The organism is Amycolatopsis plumensis, from assembly GCF_042652605.1.
GTDB classification, from domain to species: Bacteria; Actinomycetota; Actinomycetes; order Mycobacteriales; family Pseudonocardiaceae; genus Amycolatopsis; species Amycolatopsis plumensis.
Genome location: NZ_JBHSJY010000001.1, coordinates 1,645,868 through 1,662,576, shown reverse-complemented (window position 1 = coordinate 1,662,576; position 16,709 = coordinate 1,645,868). Strand labels below are relative to the sequence as shown.

The window sequence follows — 16,709 nt, the reverse complement described above, 5'->3', positions numbered from 1 at the left end:
TCCGTAACCCGCGGTTCACCTGATGGACACTGTCTATCAAACTTGTGTAGACGGTGTCTACATCGGGTCGGCGCGGCGAAAATCGAGTGTGGCGCGCGCGGCCGCGGGCGTAGCGTCGGCGACCGTGATCGGTTCGGCGAAGGCGGAAGACGACCCGGCGGACGGCTGGTTCCCCGAGAGCGTGGCCGCGGGCTACGACAACCCGGGCGGTGAGAACGCCCCCGAGGTCGTGACACGCGCGGTGGACGTCCTCGAAGACCTGGCCGACGGGCCGGTGCTCGAGTTCGCGGTCGGGACGGGGCGGATCGCCGCGCCGCTGGCCGCGCGCGGGGTGCCGGTGCACGGCATCGAGCTGAGCCGGGCGATGGCGGCGCGGATCGCGGGCAAGCCGGGCGGCGACGCGGTCGAAGTGGTGATCGGCGACATGGCGACGACCCGGGTGGCCGGCCGGTTTTCCCTGGTGTACCTGGTGTTCAACACGATCGGCAACGTGACCACGCAGGACGGGCAGGTCGACGTCTTCCGCAACGCGGCCGCGCACCTGCGCCCGGGCGGGTTGTTCCTCGTCGAGGTGGGCGTGCCGGACCTGCGCCGCCTCCCGCCCGGGCAGGACACCGTCCCGTTCACGGTGGCACCCGGAGCCGACGGCGGCGGCTACGTCGGGTTCGACCGGTACGACGTGGTCACGCAGCGGTTCACGTCGAACCACGTCACCGTGTCACCGGACGGACAGGGGCGGTTCCGCCGGATTCCCTTCCGGTACGCCTGGCCGGCCGAGCTGGACCTCATGGCGCGCATCGCCGGGATGAGCCTGAAACACCGCTGGGCCGACTGGGATCGCTCGGAGTTCACCGCCGAAAGCACCAAGCACGTGTCGGTTTGGGAGACCGCCCCGAGCGCCTGATCGCGCCGGGTTCACCCGAGCCAGGTTCCGAGCTTGTCGGGGTTCCGGACGGCCCAGACGTGCGTGATCCGGTCGTCCGCGAAGGCGAACGCGTACACGGCGGCGAGCTCGTCGCCGCGGCGGAGCACCAGCCCCGGGAGACCGTTGACCGCGCGTTCCTCGAAGGTCAGCTCACCGGAGACAGCGAGTTCGGCGAGGTACCGGGCGACGAGCTCGCCGCCTTCGACCGGGACGATCGCGGCGCGGACCCGGCCGCCGCCGTCCGCGGTCAAGGTCGCCGCCGGATCCAGGAGTCCGATCAGTGCGCCGATGTCGCCGGCGGCCCAGGCCTCCTTGAAGTCCCGCACCAGCCCGGCCTGCCGGGCCACCGGGGCGGCCGGCCGCGCGGCCCGGATCCGGCGGCGGGCCGCGGAGGCCAGCTCCCGGCACGCGGCCGGCGTCCGGCCGGTGATTTCGGCGACCTCGGCGAAGGCGTACCCGAAGACGTCGTGCAGGACGAGGGCCACGCGCTGCGCGGGGGTCATCGCCTCGAGCGCGACGAGGAAAGCCATGCTCACCGACTCGTCCAGGGTGATCCGGTCGGCCGGGTCGGGCTGGTCGGGCAGCGGCTCGGGCAGCCACTCGCCCACGTACCGCTCGCGCCGCACCCGCGCCGAGCCGAGGACGTCCAGGCAGACGCGGCCGGCCACCGTCGTCAGCCAGGCGCCGGGCGAGGAGATCGCGGCCCGCTGCGCCGGTGTCAGCGCGTACCAGCGGGCGTAGGTCTCCTGGACGGCGTCCTCGGCTTCGGTCAGCGAGCCGAGCAGCCGGTAGGCGAGGTTGACCAGGTGCCGCCGTTCGGCGACGACCGGGTCCGATGGCGTGGTCATGACTCCTCCGACGACGCAGCCTGCCGGAACGTCAGGGCCTGACGTTTTCGCGGGCTGCGTCGTCGTACCGGTCGGACCACCGACCGAACAGGGGAGAACGATGATCAAGATCGGGATCGTGCTGGGCAGCACCCGTCCGGGCCGCCTGGGGGACCAGGTCGTCCGCTGGGTGCACGAGCGCGCCGCACGCCGGAGTGACGTGGAGTTCGCCGTGCTCGACCTGCGGGACCACCCGCTGCCCCACCTCGAAGAGCCGCCGGGGTTCTCGGGGCAGTACCGGGACGACCGCACTCGGGCCTTCGCCGCCGTCGTGGCGTCGTGCGACGGGTTCGTCTTCGTCACGCCGGAGTACAACCACTCCGTGCCCGGCGTGCTCAAGAACGCCCTGGACCACGTCTCCGTGGAGTGGAACGGCAAAGCGGCCGGGTTCGTCTCGTACGGCGGTGTCGGCGGCGCCCGGTCGGCCGAACAGCTGCGGCTGGTCTGCGGGGCGTTGCAGCTGGCCGACGTGGCCCCGCAGGTCACCCTGCCGCTGGCGACGGAGTTCGCGGACCACACCGTCTTCGCGCCGGGTGACCACCAGCTGACCGCGCTCGACACCCTCCTCGACCACGTCGTCGCCTGGAGCACCGCACTGGCCCCGCTGCGGGGCGGGGACGCGGAAGCCGCGATCAGGCGACGGCTCGATGACGTCATCGAAGCGTTGCGCGCCAAGGATCTCGACGCGCTGCGCCGGGTCTACGCACCGGACGTCGTGTCCTTCGACGTCGAGCCGCCGCTGCAGCACGCCGGGGTCGACGCGAAGCTGAAGAACTGGGTGAAGGTGTTCACCGCCTTCGAAAAAGTGGACTACGAGCTGCGCGACCTGGCGATCACGGTGGGCGCCGGCCTGGCCGTCGGGCACGGCTTCGGCCGGGTCAGCGGGACGTTAAAGAACGGGGTGGTGACGGACGGCATGTGGGTCCGGGCCACGTTCGTCTTCCGGAGGACCGGCGACGACTGGGTGATCGTCCACGACCAGGCGTCCGTGCCGTTCGACCTGGCGACCGGTCGGGGCTGCACCGACCTCGAACCGGGAAAGTAAACGAACGGTCGTGCTACCTTCGGCCCATGAACGTCGACGGCGTGTTTGTGGGGGAACCGAGCGTCCTGGGTCACCGGCGGAACCGGCCGGTGCTGAGCGCGATCACGAAGGCGCGGGTCACGGCGCCCGAGCTGAACCTGACCGAGCTGAACCTCGACGGCGACCGCCAAGCCGACCTCACCGTGCACGGCGGGGTCGACAAAGCGGTCTACGTCTACCCGGCCGAGCACTACCCGGCCTGGGCCGCCGACGGCCTCGACGCCGAGCCGGGCGGCTTCGGCGAGAACGTTTCGCTGTCCGGCGCCACCGAGGACGACGTCCGGATCGGGGACGTCTGGGCCTGGGGTGACGCGCTGGTCCAGGTCTCCCAGCCGCGGCAGCCGTGCTTCAAGCTGGCCATGAAGACCGGGCGCAAGGACGTCACGCCGCTGATGATCGACAGCGGGCGCTGCGGCTGGTACCTGCGCGTCCTGCGGCCCGGCACGGTGCCGACGTCCGGCGGGATCGAGCTCGCCGAGCGCGCCGACGGGCCGACGATCACCGAGGTGTACCTGGTCTCCTTCGCCAACTACGGGCAGCTGCCGGAGGACAAGGTCGAGGCGGCGCTGGACCTCGCCGACCGCGTGCTGGCCACGCCCGCGCTCTCGGCGTCCTACCGCGGCGGCGTCCAGTCCACAGTGGACCGGTGGCGGGCACGGCGTGTCGGGTGACGGCCGGATCGCCCGCGGCGACGCGACCCGGCGCCTGGTGCTGCGCCGGGCCGTCGACGTCGCGTCGGTCGACGGCCTCGAGGGGCTGTCCCTCGGCCGGCTGGCCACCGAATTGGAGCTGAGCAAGAGCGGGGTGTTCGCGCTGTTCGGCTCGAAGGAAGAGCTCCAGCTCGCCACGATCGACGCCGCGTTGGAGATCTTCCGCGCGCACGTCGTGACCCCGGCGCGGGCGGTGGAACCGGGGCTGCCGCGGCTGCGTGCGGTCTGCGAGAAGTGGCTGGACTACTTCCAGCAGCGGATCTTCCCGGGCGGCTGCTTCTTCTTCAACGTCGGCGCGGAGTTCGACGCGCGCCCGGGCCGGGTCCACGACGCGGTGGCGGCGGCGAGCGGTGCGTTCGCCGCCTTCCTCCGGGAAACGGTGGACGAGGCGGTCGCGCTCGGGCACGTCGGCGCGGACGCCGAGGCGCTGGCGTTCGAACTCCACGCGCTGGGCCGCGCGGCCAACGCGGACGCCGTCCTCCACGGCACCCCCGATTTCTATATCTTGGCGAGGAGGGTGATTCGCGCGCGGCTGGACGCCGTCGCGCGGGCTTGAGGGGCAACGCACCCGGGTGCGGCAAGAAGCCCGACCCGGCAGCGAGAACGGGTGAGCTGCGAGAAAGCGACCGCGCGGTACCGGATCACGCCGCCGCCGTGCCCGGTCGACGACCTGCGCTTCGACCTCCAGCCGCGGCTGTCCTTCATGTTCACCGCGGAGAAGTCCTGTGTGGACGCCTACCTGAAGCAGTACGGCCTAGCCGTGGCTTCGCTGGCCGCGCGACTTCTCCGGCTGGCCACCGCTGTATGAACAGACGTGCACAACCTCGGCTTGACGTCCGATCCGAAGGTCGAGCACCCTCGTCTACTCCGGTTTCCGCACGCCCGGCCGGGTCCCGATCGCGAAACCGCCTACTTCCTCAGCAAGACCCTGGGCTGAGCTCGTGAGTGAGAAACAGTGTTCTAACACTGTTTCTCACTCACGAGCCGGTGCTCACTTCCAGTCGACCTGCGGGGAGCGGTAGAAGTCGATGCCCTGCGCCACCCAGCGCGGCGCCTGCTTCGCGAGCCGGAGCCGGTAAGCGTCCCAGTTGTGGGTGCTCCGCGGGGACCAGCCGATCTCCGCGATCCCCGGCAGCCGCGGGAACGCCATGTACTCGATGTCGTCGCTGGTGCGGATCGTCTCGGTCCACAGCGGCGCTTCGACCCCCGCGACCTGGTTCTCGCCGACGCCGTCGACCAGGGACGCCGGATCCCAGTCGTAGCCGTCGCGAACCTCGATCAGCGCGGCCCAGTCCTGGCCGAGCGGGGTCTGCGGGTTGTACTTCATGTCGAGGTAGGCGTGGTTCGCCGGCGACATGAGGATCTTGTTGCCGCGCGCCGCGGCCGCCGCGACGTCCGGGTTGGCGCCGCCGAAGTCCCAGTACTGCGGGACCGCCGACACCGGCGGGACGGACTTGGCGATCTCGTGCCAGCCGGTGACCTTCTTGCCGTACTTGGCGACGATCGGCTGCACCTTGTGCTCGAAGGTGAGGTAGTCCGCGGGCGGCGTCGAGTGGGCCTCGTCGCCGCCGATGTGCAGGTACTCCCCGGGTGTGAGGGCCGCCAGCTCGCGCACGACGTCCTCGACGAACCGGTAGGTGATCGGCGAGGAGATGCACAGCGAGCTGTAGCCGACGTCGGTGTCCGTGCGCGGCGGGACGGCCTTCCCGTCGCAGTTCAGCTCCGCGTACGTCGACTGCGCCGCGTTCGTGTGGCCGGGCATGTCGATCTCCGGGATGACCGTGATGTGCCGCGAAGCCGCGTACGCGACGATGTCCCGGTACTGCGCCTGCGTGTAGTAGCCGCCCGGGTCGCCGTCGACGGCCGTCTTGCCGCCGACCGTCGCCAGCTTCGGCCAGCTCTTGATCTCGATCCGCCAGCCCTGGTCGTCGGCCAGGTGCAGGTGCAGCGTGTTGACCTTGTACTGGGCGATCTGGTCGATGTACCGCTTCACCTGGTCCGGCTGGAAGAAGTGCCGGGCGACGTCGAGCATCGCGCCGCGCTCGGCGAAGCGCGGGTAGTCGAGGATCGTGCCGCCGGCGACGGTCCACGTCCGGTGCTGCACGCGCGGGGCGTCGATCGCCGACGGCAGCAGCTGCCGCAGCGACTGCACGCCTTCGAAGAGCCCGTCCGCGGTGTTGGCCTTCAGCGTGACGCCGTCGCGGGCGACCTTCAGCTCGTAACCCTCGGTGCCGAGCCGCGGGTCGTGGCCCAGCTTCAGCGCGATCGCGGGCAGCCCTGCGGTGCGCGGCACGACCGGCAGCGGATAGCCGGTGGCCGGGCGGAGCAGGCCACGCAGGTAGTTCGCGACCTGGCCGGCGCCGCGGTCGGCGGTGATGACGGTGAGCGGCGTGAGGCGGAATCCGCCGTGCGGGTCGGCCTTCGCCGAGACGGGCGCCGGGACGACGTCGGTCACGCTGCGTTCGGGGGCGGCCGGGGCGGCCGTGGCGGAAGCGGGGAGGCCGACGGCCGTGAGACTCACGACGGCCGCGGTCAGGACGGCTCTGGACAAGCGCATCGAAGCACCTCCGGTCGGGGGACTCCCTGCAAAGGTACAGACCAACCGGAGTATTTGGAACAGTTCTTAACGAAGGGCGGCCCGGATGGTCTCCAGGACGCTCGGGTCCTCGATCGTGGAGGGCACCGCCTCGTCGCGGCCGTCGGCGATCGCGCGCATCGTCTTGCGGAGGATCTTCCCCGACCGCGTCTTCGGCAGTGCGTCCACAATGGACACGTCACGGAACGCGGCGACCGGGCCGATGTCCCGGCGCACCATCGCCACCAGTTCGTCGCGCAGCTGGTCCGCGGGGACGTCCGAGCCCGCCTTCAGCACCACGAACCCGCGCGGCAGCTGGCCCTTGAGCTGGTCGGCGACGCCGATCACGGCGCACTCGGCGACCGCCGGGTGCGAGGCCAGCACGGCCTCCATCGACCCGGTGGACAGCCGGTGGCCGGCGACGTTGATGACGTCGTCGGTGCGGCCCATGACGAACAGGTAGCCGTCCTCGTCGAAGTAGCCGGAGTCACCGGTCAGGTAGTGGCCTTCGTAGCGCGAAAGGTAGGCCTCGCGGTACCGCTCGTCGTCGCCCCACAGCGTCGGCAGCGAGCCCGGCGGCAGGGGCAGCTTGACGGTGATGGCGCCTTCGCGGCCGGCCGGCAGTTCCTCGCCGGCCTGGTCGAGGACGCGGACGTCCCAGCCGGGAACCGGCTTGGTCGCGGACCCGGCCTTGACCTCCATCGGCTCCAGGCCGCGCGGGTTCGCCGCGATCGGCCAGCCGGTCTCGGTCTGCCACCAGTGGTCGACGACCGGGACGCCGAGCTTCTCGTGTGCCCAGTGGTAGGTCTCCGGGTCGAGCCGCTCGCCGGCCAGGAACAGCGTCCGGAACTGCTTCAGCTCGTACTTCTCCAGCTCACGGGCGTCCGGATCGACCTTCTTGACGGCCCGCAGCGCGGTCGGCGCGGTGAACAGCGCTTGGACGCCGTGCTCGGCGATGACCCGCCAGAACGCGCCCGCGTCGGGCGTGCCGACGGGCTTGCCCTCGTACATGACCGTGGTCGCGCCGACGAGCAGCGGCGCGTACACGATGTAGGAGTGCCCGACGACCCAGCCGACGTCGGACGCGGTCCACCAGACGTCGCCGGCGTGGACGTCGTAGACGGCGTCCATCGAATAGGCGAGTGCGACGGCGTGGCCGCCGGTGTCGCGCACGACGCCCTTCGGCTTCCCGGTCGTCCCGGACGTGTAGAGGATGTACAGCGGATCGGTGGCCGCGACCGGCACGGGGTCGGCCGGGTCGGCGCCCGCCGCCAGCTCGCGCCAGTCGAAGTGGCGGCCCGCCGTGGCCGGCGCCTGCTCGCGCTGCAGCATGACGATGTGGTCGGGCTGGTGCTCGGTCATGCCCAGGGCGGCTTCGATGATCGGCTGGTACTCGACCACCCGCGTCGGCTCGATGCCGCAGGACGCGGCCAGGACGACCTTCGGTTTCGCGTCCTCGATCCGCGCGGCCAGCTCCTTCGGCGCGAACCCGCCGAAGACCACCGAGTGCACCGCCCCGATCCGCGCGCAGGCCAGCATGGCGATCGCGGCCTCCGGCACCATCGGGAGGTAGACGATCACCCGGTCACCCTTCGTGACCCCCAGCGAGCTGAGCGCCCCGGCGAAGCGCGCGACCGTGTCGCGCAGCTCCTCGTACGTGTAAGTGCGTTGCCGTCCGGTCACGGGAGAGTCCCAGATCAGCGCCGCCTGGCCGCCGCGGCCCGCCTCGACGTGCCGGTCCAGGGCGTTGTACGAGGTGTTCAGCTCGGCATCCGGGAACCACCGGTAGAAGGGCGGGTTCGTGTCGTCCAGCGCCCGCTCCGGCGCTCTGGTCCAGCTGATCGACTGAGCCGCCGCCAGCCAGAACGCGTCCCGCTCGGCCAGGCTGCGCCGGTAGGCTTCGGAGTACGCGCCCATGCTCCGCTCCTTCGCGTCGGACGTTCCGCCGTCCCCATCATGGCGCGGGAGGGCCGGCCGTGCCGGATTCGTCCCGTGGAAAGACCCGGCAACCTCGGGGAGCCCGGGAGCGTCCTAAGCTGGACCGCGGGAAAACGCCGCGTGACGGCCACGAAGTGAACACGGACAGTGAGGGGAGCCCGGCGGTGAACGGACTCGCGAGCGCGTTGCTCTCGCTAGCCCATTCCTTGTTCGGCCCGGGCTTCTGCCCCGGCGACTGGGTCTGGGCCACGAGTGCGGCCGGCGCGCTCGTCGCGCTGATTCCCCCGGCAGGCGCGGTCGCCGTGTCGATCATCCGGAAGGGCACCGGCAACCGCTACGACGCCACGACCCTGGGTGTCTTCGGGGCGATCGGCGTGGTCAGCGCCCTGGTGCTGCCGTGGCTGCTGGCCATCGGCGTTTCGGGCGTCTTCCAGGCGGCGTACGGCAACAAGACGACCGGGTTGTCCGCCACCGAGCTCAGCTCGCTGAACAACGCCGGTGGCTGCTGGGTGGACAACCAGAAGGAGTACCTGGGCGGCGGCCAGACCGTCTTCGACGTGCTGTCCTCGCAGAACGGCAAGACCATGCCGTTCATCGTCTACCTGATCGCCTTCGCGGTGCTCGGGGCCGGCTCGCTGTTCTTCGTGATGCTGCAGGGCCGCACGGCCTTCCGCCGCGGCCCGAAGTGGCCGTCGCGGTTCTTCTGGATCCCGTTCGCCGCGATGCTCGTGTTCAGCGTCGGCATGGAGGCGAACACCGCGCTGCACTTCTGGCTCGGGTTCCTGCCGCTCAGCGTGCTGGGCCTGATCCCGGTCGCGATGGTCGGCCCGCCGCCGTGGTCGGTGATCAACCGGTCGGACCGGTCGGACGAGCCGCCGCCGCGCCGTCCGGAGCCGCAGGGGCCGCCGCCGTCGCAGGTCCAGCCGCGCCCGACCCCGCCGCCGCCTCCGCCGCCCCCGGTCAACCGCCCGTACCCGAAGACGGCGCTGGCGTCGGCGCCCGAGCCGCCGTCCCCGCCGGGAGGCATGCTGGCCGCGGCGCCGGGCCCGATCCCGCCGCCGCCCGGCTCCCGCAACGCCGGGGGCAGCCGCTACCGCCGCGTCAAGCAGCTCGGCGCGGGCGGGTTCGGCACGGTCTGGCAGGCCGTCGACACCCAGCTGAACCGCACGGTCGCGCTGAAGATCGCGCACGCGCCGGACCGCGACACCGCCGAGCGCATGCAGCGCGAGGCCCGCGCGCTCGCCGTGGTCAGCCACCCGAACTGTGTGAAGGTGTACGACCTGGCCGAGGAGCCGGACGGCCTGGCGCTGGTGATGGAGTACCTCGAGGGACGCCCGCTGGCCGAGCTGGTCGACGGCCAGGGCCCGCTCGACGACGTCGCCGCGGGCCGCCTGTGGGCGACGATGGCGGGCGCGCTGGCGGCGGCGCACGAGAAGGGCGTGCTGCACCGCGACATCAAGCCGTCGAACATCGTCCTGGACCCGAGCGGCCTGGCCCACCTGATCGACTTCGGCATCGCCCGCAGCCAGGGCGACTCGAAGATGACGGCCACCGGGATGATGATCGGCACGCCGGACTTCGTCGCCCCGGAGCAGGCGATGGGCTCCCCGGCCTCCCCGGCGTCGGACGCGTGGCAGCTGGCCGCGACGATCAGCTACGCGCTGTCCGGCCAGCCCCCGCGCGGCACCCGGGAGACCCCGATGGCGGCGCTGATGGCCGCGGCCCGGGCGGAGCCGGTGTCGCGGCTGCCTCAGCGCAGCGCCCACGCGCGGCTGCTGGCGGCCTCGCTGGACCCGGAGCCGCGTCGCCGTCCGACGTTGAATGCGGTGCGCCGCGAGGTCGAGGGCTGGCTGTCGCGGGCGGGCAAGTCGCCCGACGGCCCGGTGACGCGGGTGGTGCCGCGCCAGCCGGGCGGCCAGCTCCCCCGCCGCTGACCCCTCGTGAGTGGTAAGGCGGGTTCTAACCCGCCTTACCACTCACGAGCTTGGTCGCCGAGAAGATCACCAGCTGCTTCGGCTCCACCTGCACGTCGACCTGCTCGAATCCGGCCTTCTCGAGCCGCGCGGGGAAGGTCGCCGGGTCGATGACGTTCATCGTGTCGCCGATGTGCAACAGGCGGAACCTGAGGTTGAGCTGGCCGTCGCTGCCGCAGAACTTCCCGCCCGGCCGCAGCACCCGCGCCGCTTCGGCGAAGATCGCGTCCTGCAGCGCCGTCGTCGGGACGTGGTGCAGCATCGTGAAGCACACCACCGCCGAGAAGCGGCCGCTCTCGAACGGCATCTCCGCGCCGCTGCCCTCGACCACGTCCGCGCGAGTGCCGAACTTCTCCCGCAGGAGCGCCGTCGAAGCCGGGTCGATCTCCAGGACCGTCAGCTTCGGGACCGCCTTGAGCAGGACCTTCGTCGTCGCGCCGAACCCGGGGCCGATTTCGAGGACGTCGTCGCCGAGATCACGCCGGGCCAGCCAGGGTGTCAGGCGCTCTTCGACCGTCGCGGCCCACTTCTCCGAGCTGCAGATCTTGCGGTGGATCAGGTTCATCGGCATGTGCACGACGCTATTTCGAGGCGCGGGTGACCGGTAGCCGATACGCTGCCAACCGATGTCGCCAACCGGCCAAGCCATGCTCCTCGGTGCGTTCGACCTGCCCGCGGGCACCTGGTTTCCCACGCACGAGCACCCGGCGCACCAGCTCGTCTGGTCGGCCCGTGGCGTGGTCGCGGTCAAGGCGGGCGACGCGGGCTGGGTCCTCCCGCCGACGCGGGCCCTCTGGATGCCCGCCGGCGTCCGGCACCGCACGGGCGCGCTCGGGCGGGCCGCGCTGCGGGGCATCTACGCCGATCCGGCGCGCTCGCCGGTCTCCTGGCCGGAGCCGCGGATGGTCGTCGTGCGGCCGCTGCTGCGAGAGCTGCTCGAGTACCTGACCGGCGACGGCGTCGCGCCCGACGCCCGGCTGCGCGCCGAAGCCGTGGCCTTCGACCTGCTGGAACCCCTGGACGTGGTGCCGATCGTGGTGCCGTCACCCGAGGACCCGCGGGCCCGCGACGTCGAGCGGGCGGTGCTGGCGAACCCGGCGGACTCCCGTACCCTCGCCGAGTTCGGCCGGGACGTCGGCGCCGCGGAACGCACCCTGGCCCGGATCTTCGTCCGCGAGTGCCGGATGCCGTTCGGGACCTGGCGCACGCAGGCGCGGCTGCGTGCGGCGCTGCCGTTGCTGGCGCAGGGGACACCGCTGGAGACGGTGGCGTACCGCGTCGGGTACAGCTCGGCGAGCGCGTTCGTGGCGGCGTTCCGGCGGGCCGTCGGGGTCACGCCGGGCGCCTACTTCGCGGGCTGACCTACCGCCAGGACGGCAGCCAGCGCTCGGCTTCCCACTGGCCGTTCGTGATCGCGATGCCGTTCAGGATCGGCCACAGCCAGGCGAAGTTCGCCACCACCAGCCCGACGTACAACGACACCACGAGCAGGCCGGTCCCGCGTCTCTCGAAGCCCCGCCGCGCGCTGCCCAGGATCTGGCCCAGGCACAGCGTCAACCCGAGCACCAGGAACGCCGCCAGCGGGGTCGCGTAGAAGAAGTACATCTGGCGGTCGATGTTTGTGAACCAGAAGACGTACCCGCCCAGGTACCCGACCAGCACGGCCGCGTAGCGCCAGTCCGCGCGGAAGATCGAGCGCCACGCCGCCCAGCCGAGCACCGGGATCGCCAGCCACCACATCGCCGGCGTGCCGATCAGCATCGTCGCGCTGATGCAGCGGGCCTCGCCGCAGCCGGTGACCTCGCCGTTGTAGCTGTAGAGCATCGGGCGCAGGCCCATCGGCCACGTCCACGGCTTCGACTCCCACGGGTGCGGGTTGTCCTTGGGCGTGACCAGCGTTTCGTGGAAGTGCAGGACGTTCGCCGTGTAGTCGCCGAGCGAGCGCAGCGCCGGCGGCACCCACGACCAGAAGCCCGGCGCGATGTCCTTGATCTCGGTGTAGTGCCGGTCGGTGGCCGTTTCGCTGGCGAACCAGGCCCAGTACGCGGCGAAGTACATCAGGAACGGGATGACCAGGATCGCCCACAGCGCGGGCAGCACGTCCCGGCGGATCGTGCCCAGCCAGGGCCGTTCGACGCCGGCCGCGCGCCGGGCGGCGACGTCGAAACCGACACAGAGCAGCCCGAACGCGACGATGTAGTACAGCGCCGACCACTTGACGCCGAAGGTGAGCCCGATCATCAGCCCGGTCGCGAACCGCCACCAGCGGAACCCGAGCTTGGGGCCCCAGACGGACTCGTTGACCCAGCCTTCGCGGACCGCCGTCGCGAGCCGCTCGCGCACCTGGTCGCGGTCGACGAGCAGGCAGGCGAACGCCGCGAAGACGAACAGCGCGATGAAGATGTCGAGCATGCCCATCCGCGACTGCAGGTGCAGGACGCCGTCGCTGATCACCAGGATGCCGGCGATGCCGCCGAGCAGCGTGGAGCGCGTCAGGCGGCGGGCGACCCGGATGACCAGCAGCACCAGCAGGGTGCCGGCCAGCGCCGGCATGATCCGCCAGCCCCACCCGTTGTAGCCGAACAGCCATTCGCCGATCGCGATCAGCTGCTTCGCCAGCGGCGGGTGGACGACCAGCTCGTAGCCGTAGTTGTCCTCGTAGCCGCCGTTGCGCAGCATCTGCCACGCCTGGGGCACGTAGTGCTTCTCGTCGAAGACCGGGCTGCCCTTGTCGGTGGGCTCCCCGAGGTTCTGCAGGCGGACGATGCCGCCGATCAGGGTCAGCACCAGGGTGACGACCCAGCCGCGCAGCCGGTCGGCAGGCATGCCCCGGCCGAGCAGGGTCAGCTCGCGGTCGGTGGGCGGCCGGAGCGCCTCGACCGGGTCCGGCCGGACGCTTTCGTCGTCGGGACGGGTCAGCACGGCGGTCACGGGGCGATCCTACGGGCGAGGCAGGGCATCCGTCGTCCGGATCCGCTGATCAGCCTAGGCTGGCGTGGTGAGCTCCCCGGTTCCTCCTGGCCGTCTGATCCTCGCCGCCACCCCGCTTGGCGACGTCCGCGACGCCTCCCCGCGCCTGGCGTCGGCGCTGGCGGAAGCCGACGTCATCGCGGCCGAGGACACGCGGCGGCTGCGATCGCTGGCTTCCGCGCTGGAGGTGACGCCGCGCGGCCGGGTGGTGAGCTTCTACGAAGACGTCGAGGCGGCGCGCCTGCCCAAGCTGCTGGAGGCGCTGCACGCGGGCGAGTCGGTGGTCCTGGTGACCGACGCCGGCATGCCGAGCGTGTCCGACCCGGGCTTCCGCCTGGTCGCGGCGTGCGTGGCCGACGATCTGCCGGTGACGTGCCTGCCCGGCCCGTCCGCGGTGACGACGGCGCTCGCGTTGTCCGGTTTGCCCTGTGACCGGTTCTGCTTCGAGGGGTTCGCCCCGCGCAAGCCGGGCGAGCGGACGAAGTGGCTGACGGCGTTGCGCGACGAGCCCCGGACGGCGGTGTTCTTCGAGTCCCCGCACCGGCTGGCGTCCCTGCTGTCCGACGCGGTGGCGGTCCTGGGCCCCGACCGGCAGGCCGCGGTGTGCCGCGAGCTGACCAAGACGTACGAAGAGGTCAAGCGGGGAACGCTCGAGGAGCTGGCCGCGTGGGCCGCGGAGGGGGTGCGCGGCGAGATCACCGTGGTGCTGTCCGGCGCCGCGCCGAAGGCGGTCTCGGTGGCGGACCTGGTGGACGAGGTCTCGGCCCGGGTGGCGGCCGGGGAGCGCCTGAAGTCGGCGGCGGCGGAGGTCGCCGAGGCGGCCGGGGTGTCCAAAAAGGAGCTCTACGACGCCGTGCTGGCGGCGCGGGTCAGGTGAGCAACGCGGTCACCGCCGCGTGCGCCTTCCCGGCGTCGGGCGCGTCCCCGGTGATCACGTCCGTGTACACGAACGACTCGCCGATCCGCACCAGCAGGTAGGCCAGGTCCGGCACCGGCACCGGCGGCACCAGCCGCCCGGCCGCCACCTCGTCCTCCAGCAGGGTGGCCAGCTTCTCCATGGTCCGCTGCTGGCAAACGCTTGCGCGCGTCGTCAGCAGCCGCAGCGCGCGCTCCGGCTCGCGGCGCAGGAAGTCGCGGAACGGCGGTGAGTCGTTCGCGAACCGGACATATCCGCTCACGAAGTCGGCCACCCCGGCCGCGCCGCGGCCGACGCACGACGGCCACAGCCGGGCGATCGTGACCTCCGAAAGCGACCACAGGATCTCGCCGAGGAGCCGGTCGCGGCTGCCGATGCGGCGGTGCAGCGTCGCCCGGCTGATCGCCAGCTCCTGCGCCAGTTCGCCCATGTCCAGCCGGCGGCCGGACAGGAACCACTCACGGGCCACCTCGAACTCCTGAGACATATGCCAGAATGTCTCACAACCACGACGGAGAGGGAACGCGACATGCGCGCAGTGCAGGTGACCGAGTTCGGCGGCCCCGAGGTGCTCACCCCCGTCGAGCTGCCCGACCCGGTGGCCGGCCCCGGCGAGGTGCTCGTCGACGTCGAGCGCATCGGCGTCAATTACGCCGACACCCACCAGGCCGAGAACTCCTACCTGGCGCCGAGCAAGCTGCCGCTCGTGCCCGGTGGTGAGGTGGTCGGCCGCGCGAACGGCGAGCGGGTCGTCGCCCTGCTCAACGGCGGTGGCGGGTACGCCGAGAAGGCCGTCGCGCCCCAGGCCACGACCTTCCCCGTCCCGGACGGCATCGACGACCTCACCGCGCTGTCCATGCTGGTCCAGGGCACCACCGCGTGGGTCCTGCTCCGCAAGAACGCCCACCTCGAGCCGGGGGAATCGGTCGTCGTGCACGCCGCCGCCGGCGGGGTGGGAACGGTCGCCGTGCAGCTCGCCAAGGCGTGGGGCGCCGGCCGGGTCATCGCCACCGCCAGCAGCGACGAGAAGCGCGAGCTCGCCCTCGAGCTCGGTGCGGACGTCGCCATCGACTCCCGCGCCGGGGACATGACCGCCGCGCTGATCGAGGCGAACAACGGCCGCCGCGTCGACGTCGTGCTCGACATGGTCGGCGGGACGACCACCGACCAGAGCATCGCGGCGCTCGCGCCGTTCGGGCGGCTGGCCTTCCACGGCATGGCGGGCCGCGAGAACCCGAAGCCGGTCGAGGTGCGCAATCTCCTCGGCCACAGCACCACGATCAGCGGCATGTGGCTGCCGCACGTCTTCCGGCTGCCGGGCAACGTCTTCGGCACCGCGCTCACCGAGCTGTTCGACCTGGTCCTGGCCGGCCGGCTCAAGGCGATCCCGGGCGGCGAGTACGCGCTGTCGGACGCCCGCGGCGCGCACGAGGCCCTGCGCTCCCGCAAGACCGTCGGCAAGCTACTGCTCGACCCCGGCAAGTAGGCGTTCCAGGGGTGCCGCCTTGTGGAGGCACTCCTGCCACTCCGCCTCCGGGTCCGAATCCGCCGTGATCCCGCCGCCGACCCCCAGCGAAACCGTGCCCGAGGCGATCTCGAACGTCCGGATCGCCACGTTCAGCTCGAGCCCGGCCACCGGTGACACCAGCCCGATGGTTCCCGTGTAGACGCCCCGCCCGCACGGCTCCAGCGAGGCGATCAGGTCCAGCGCGCGGATCTTCGGCGCGCCCGTCACCGAGCCGGGCGGGAACGTCGCGGCCAGCAGGTCCGCGTCCGACACCGACGGCCGTAGCACTCCGGTCACCGTCGAGTCCAGGTGCCAGACCCCGGGCGCCGGGCGGACCTGCAGCAGCGACGGCACCGTCACCGACCCCACCTCGCAGACCCGGCCGAGGTCGTTGCGCACCAGGTCGGTGATCATCACGTTCTCCGCGACATCCTTTGCGGACTGCCGCAGCAACCGGGCGTTCCCGTCGTCCGAAGGTCCGCGGCGGGGCAGCGTCCCCTTGATCGGGGTCGAGCGCACCGAACGCCCGTCGCGGCAGAGGAACAGCTCCGGCGAGAACGAGACCACCGACCCCCACGGCCCCGCCAGGTAGGCCGCCCGCCGGGGAGACAATGTGGACACTCCCGCGGCGAACAACGCCGCGGAGGACCCCGAAAACGTGCCGGTGAACCGCGTGCAGACGTTGGCCTGGAACAGCTCCCCGGCCTCGATCGCGTGCACGCACGCCTTCACCGCGTCCCGGTGCTCCGACGGCAGCGGGCGCCGCAGCGGCCCGGCCGTCCAGGACGACGGCGGTGGGGCCGAAGCCAGCAGGGACTCCATCTCGGCCACCGTGGGACCACCGCCGTCGAGGGACTCGAGGTGGCACGTCCCCGAAGCGGACCAGCGCAGCACGTGGTCCGCCCAGCCCCACGCGGACGCGGGCAGCGCGCCGGTCCGGCCCGACGGGTCCGCCGAGTCGTAGGACAGGTAGCCGAACCAGCCCCCGCCGATCACGCCGGGCCCGGCGTCGGCCTCCGGCGGGAAGGAAGGCAGCGCGGACGGGGACACGGCCAGGGACGGCGCGATCACGGCCCGTGCGGAAAACCAGTCACCCGAAAGCATCGCCGGCGGCGGCAGGCCCCGCGCAGCGTTGTGGTGGGCCAGCGCCGAAAACGCGCGCGACGGCGTCAAGTCCGTCCGGAGTGGCTTGCTCGTCACGCGCATGGCGACATACCACCACAC

General features: G+C 72.0%; 16 protein-coding genes. 9 read left to right on the top strand and 7 right to left on the bottom strand.

What is annotated here, in order from left to right; genetic code table 11:
* The first annotated feature begins 22 nt into the window (after positions 1-22).
* On the top strand, positions 23-904 hold the full coding sequence (locus tag ACFPLC_RS07535; protein ID WP_378235736.1) for a methyltransferase domain-containing protein: 882 nt from the start codon (positions 23-25) through the stop codon (positions 902-904).
* Between the two features lie 11 nt (positions 905-915).
* On the opposite strand, the gene sigJ is transcribed toward ACFPLC_RS07535, so the two are convergent.
* Positions 916-1,773, bottom strand: a complete 858-nt coding sequence (sigJ, locus tag ACFPLC_RS07530; RefSeq protein ID WP_378235735.1) for an RNA polymerase sigma factor SigJ — start codon at positions 1,771-1,773, stop codon at positions 916-918.
* A gap of 100 nt (positions 1,774-1,873) precedes the next feature.
* Here sigJ and ACFPLC_RS07525 point away from each other — a divergent pair, with 100 nt between their 5' ends.
* The 4 genes from ACFPLC_RS07525 to ACFPLC_RS07510 are packed head-to-tail and all read left to right on the top strand — an operon-like array spanning position 1,874 to position 4,414.
* The gene (locus ACFPLC_RS07525; protein ID WP_378195658.1) at positions 1,874-2,857 is read left to right on the top strand and encodes an NAD(P)H-dependent oxidoreductase; all 984 of its coding nucleotides are present in this window, start codon (positions 1,874-1,876) and stop codon (positions 2,855-2,857) included.
* Positions 2,858-2,883: 26 nt separating this feature from the next.
* Positions 2,884-3,567, top strand: a complete 684-nt coding sequence (locus ACFPLC_RS07520) for an MOSC domain-containing protein (protein ID WP_378195655.1) — start codon at positions 2,884-2,886, stop codon at positions 3,565-3,567.
* Positions 3,557-4,162 (top strand): TetR/AcrR family transcriptional regulator, encoded by a 606-nt coding sequence (locus tag ACFPLC_RS07515; RefSeq protein WP_378195652.1) that lies wholly within the window; start codon positions 3,557-3,559, stop codon positions 4,160-4,162. The genes ACFPLC_RS07520 and ACFPLC_RS07515 overlap by 11 nt, the downstream gene beginning before the upstream one ends.
* Positions 4,163-4,213: 51 nt before the next feature.
* Positions 4,214-4,414, top strand: coding sequence for a hypothetical protein (locus ACFPLC_RS07510; RefSeq protein ID WP_378195650.1), 201 nt, complete (start codon positions 4,214-4,216; stop codon positions 4,412-4,414).
* Positions 4,415-4,597: 183 nt separating this feature from the next.
* On the opposite strand, the gene ACFPLC_RS07505 is transcribed toward ACFPLC_RS07510, so the two are convergent.
* Together ACFPLC_RS07505 and ACFPLC_RS07500 are read right to left on the bottom strand one after the other, a co-directional pair.
* Entirely contained in the window at positions 4,598-6,163 is a 1,566-nt protein-coding gene (locus ACFPLC_RS07505; protein WP_378195647.1) for a beta-N-acetylhexosaminidase, read from the bottom strand.
* Positions 6,164-6,229: 66 nt separating this feature from the next.
* Entirely contained in the window at positions 6,230-8,098 is a 1,869-nt protein-coding gene (locus ACFPLC_RS07500; protein WP_378195645.1) for a propionyl-CoA synthetase, read from the bottom strand.
* 185 nt (positions 8,099-8,283) lie between these two features.
* On the opposite strand from ACFPLC_RS07500, the gene ACFPLC_RS07495 reads away from it, so the two are divergent.
* Positions 8,284-10,053: a serine/threonine-protein kinase gene (locus ACFPLC_RS07495; protein WP_378195643.1), complete on the top strand. Its 1,770-nt coding sequence runs from the start codon at positions 8,284-8,286 to the stop codon at positions 10,051-10,053.
* Between the two features lie 25 nt (positions 10,054-10,078).
* Here ACFPLC_RS07495 and ACFPLC_RS07490 read toward each other — a convergent pair whose 3' ends face one another.
* Positions 10,079-10,663, bottom strand: a complete 585-nt coding sequence (locus ACFPLC_RS07490) for a class I SAM-dependent methyltransferase (RefSeq protein ID WP_378195640.1) — start codon at positions 10,661-10,663, stop codon at positions 10,079-10,081.
* Positions 10,664-10,739: 76 nt separating this feature from the next.
* On the opposite strand from ACFPLC_RS07490, the gene ACFPLC_RS07485 reads away from it, so the two are divergent.
* On the top strand, positions 10,740-11,453 hold the full coding sequence (locus tag ACFPLC_RS07485; protein ID WP_378195991.1) for an AraC family transcriptional regulator: 714 nt from the start codon (positions 10,740-10,742) through the stop codon (positions 11,451-11,453).
* Position 11,454: 1 nt separating this feature from the next.
* On the opposite strand, the gene ACFPLC_RS07480 is transcribed toward ACFPLC_RS07485, so the two are convergent.
* A complete protein-coding gene (locus ACFPLC_RS07480) occupies positions 11,455-13,023 on the bottom strand; it encodes a dolichyl-phosphate-mannose--protein mannosyltransferase (RefSeq protein ID WP_378195637.1) in 1,569 nt (522 codons plus the stop codon).
* A gap of 67 nt (positions 13,024-13,090) precedes the next feature.
* Here ACFPLC_RS07480 and rsmI point away from each other — a divergent pair, with 67 nt between their 5' ends.
* On the top strand, positions 13,091-13,939 hold the full coding sequence (gene rsmI, locus ACFPLC_RS07475) for a 16S rRNA (cytidine(1402)-2'-O)-methyltransferase (RefSeq protein ID WP_378195634.1): 849 nt from the start codon (positions 13,091-13,093) through the stop codon (positions 13,937-13,939).
* Here the strand turns inward: rsmI and ACFPLC_RS07470 are convergent.
* Complete coding sequence (locus ACFPLC_RS07470; protein ID WP_378195631.1) at positions 13,932-14,465, bottom strand: QsdR family transcriptional regulator; 534 nt, start codon at positions 14,463-14,465, stop codon at positions 13,932-13,934. The genes rsmI and ACFPLC_RS07470 overlap by 8 nt on opposite strands.
* A 42-nt stretch (positions 14,466-14,507) precedes the next feature.
* On the opposite strand from ACFPLC_RS07470, the gene ACFPLC_RS07465 reads away from it, so the two are divergent.
* A complete protein-coding gene (locus ACFPLC_RS07465) occupies positions 14,508-15,464 on the top strand; it encodes a quinone oxidoreductase family protein (RefSeq protein ID WP_378195629.1) in 957 nt (318 codons plus the stop codon).
* Here ACFPLC_RS07465 and ACFPLC_RS07460 read toward each other — a convergent pair.
* Positions 15,441-16,691: an aminodeoxychorismate synthase component I gene (locus tag ACFPLC_RS07460; RefSeq protein ID WP_378195626.1), complete on the bottom strand. Its 1,251-nt coding sequence runs from the start codon at positions 16,689-16,691 to the stop codon at positions 15,441-15,443. The genes ACFPLC_RS07465 and ACFPLC_RS07460 overlap by 24 nt on opposite strands.
* Positions 16,692-16,709: the final 18 nt, after the last annotated feature.

Coding starts and splice junctions, on each gene's coding strand:
- ACFPLC_RS07535 (WP_378235736.1), top strand. CDS start 23: ATGGACACTGTCTATCAAACTTGTGTAGACGGTGTCTACATCGGGTCG.
- sigJ (WP_378235735.1), bottom strand. CDS start 1,773: ATGACCACGCCATCGGACCCGGTCGTCGCCGAACGGCGGCACCTGGTC.
- ACFPLC_RS07525 (WP_378195658.1), top strand. CDS start 1,874: ATGATCAAGATCGGGATCGTGCTGGGCAGCACCCGTCCGGGCCGCCTG.
- ACFPLC_RS07520 (WP_378195655.1), top strand. CDS start 2,884: ATGAACGTCGACGGCGTGTTTGTGGGGGAACCGAGCGTCCTGGGTCAC.
- ACFPLC_RS07505 (WP_378195647.1), bottom strand. CDS start 6,163: ATGCGCTTGTCCAGAGCCGTCCTGACCGCGGCCGTCGTGAGTCTCACG.
- ACFPLC_RS07500 (WP_378195645.1), bottom strand. CDS start 8,098: ATGGGCGCGTACTCCGAAGCCTACCGGCGCAGCCTGGCCGAGCGGGAC.
- ACFPLC_RS07490 (WP_378195640.1), bottom strand. CDS start 10,663: ATGCCGATGAACCTGATCCACCGCAAGATCTGCAGCTCGGAGAAGTGG.
- ACFPLC_RS07485 (WP_378195991.1), top strand. CDS start 10,740: ATGCTCCTCGGTGCGTTCGACCTGCCCGCGGGCACCTGGTTTCCCACG.
- ACFPLC_RS07470 (WP_378195631.1), bottom strand. CDS start 14,465: ATGTCTCAGGAGTTCGAGGTGGCCCGTGAGTGGTTCCTGTCCGGCCGC.
- ACFPLC_RS07465 (WP_378195629.1), top strand. CDS start 14,508: ATGCGCGCAGTGCAGGTGACCGAGTTCGGCGGCCCCGAGGTGCTCACC.
- ACFPLC_RS07460 (WP_378195626.1), bottom strand. CDS start 16,691: ATGCGCGTGACGAGCAAGCCACTCCGGACGGACTTGACGCCGTCGCGC.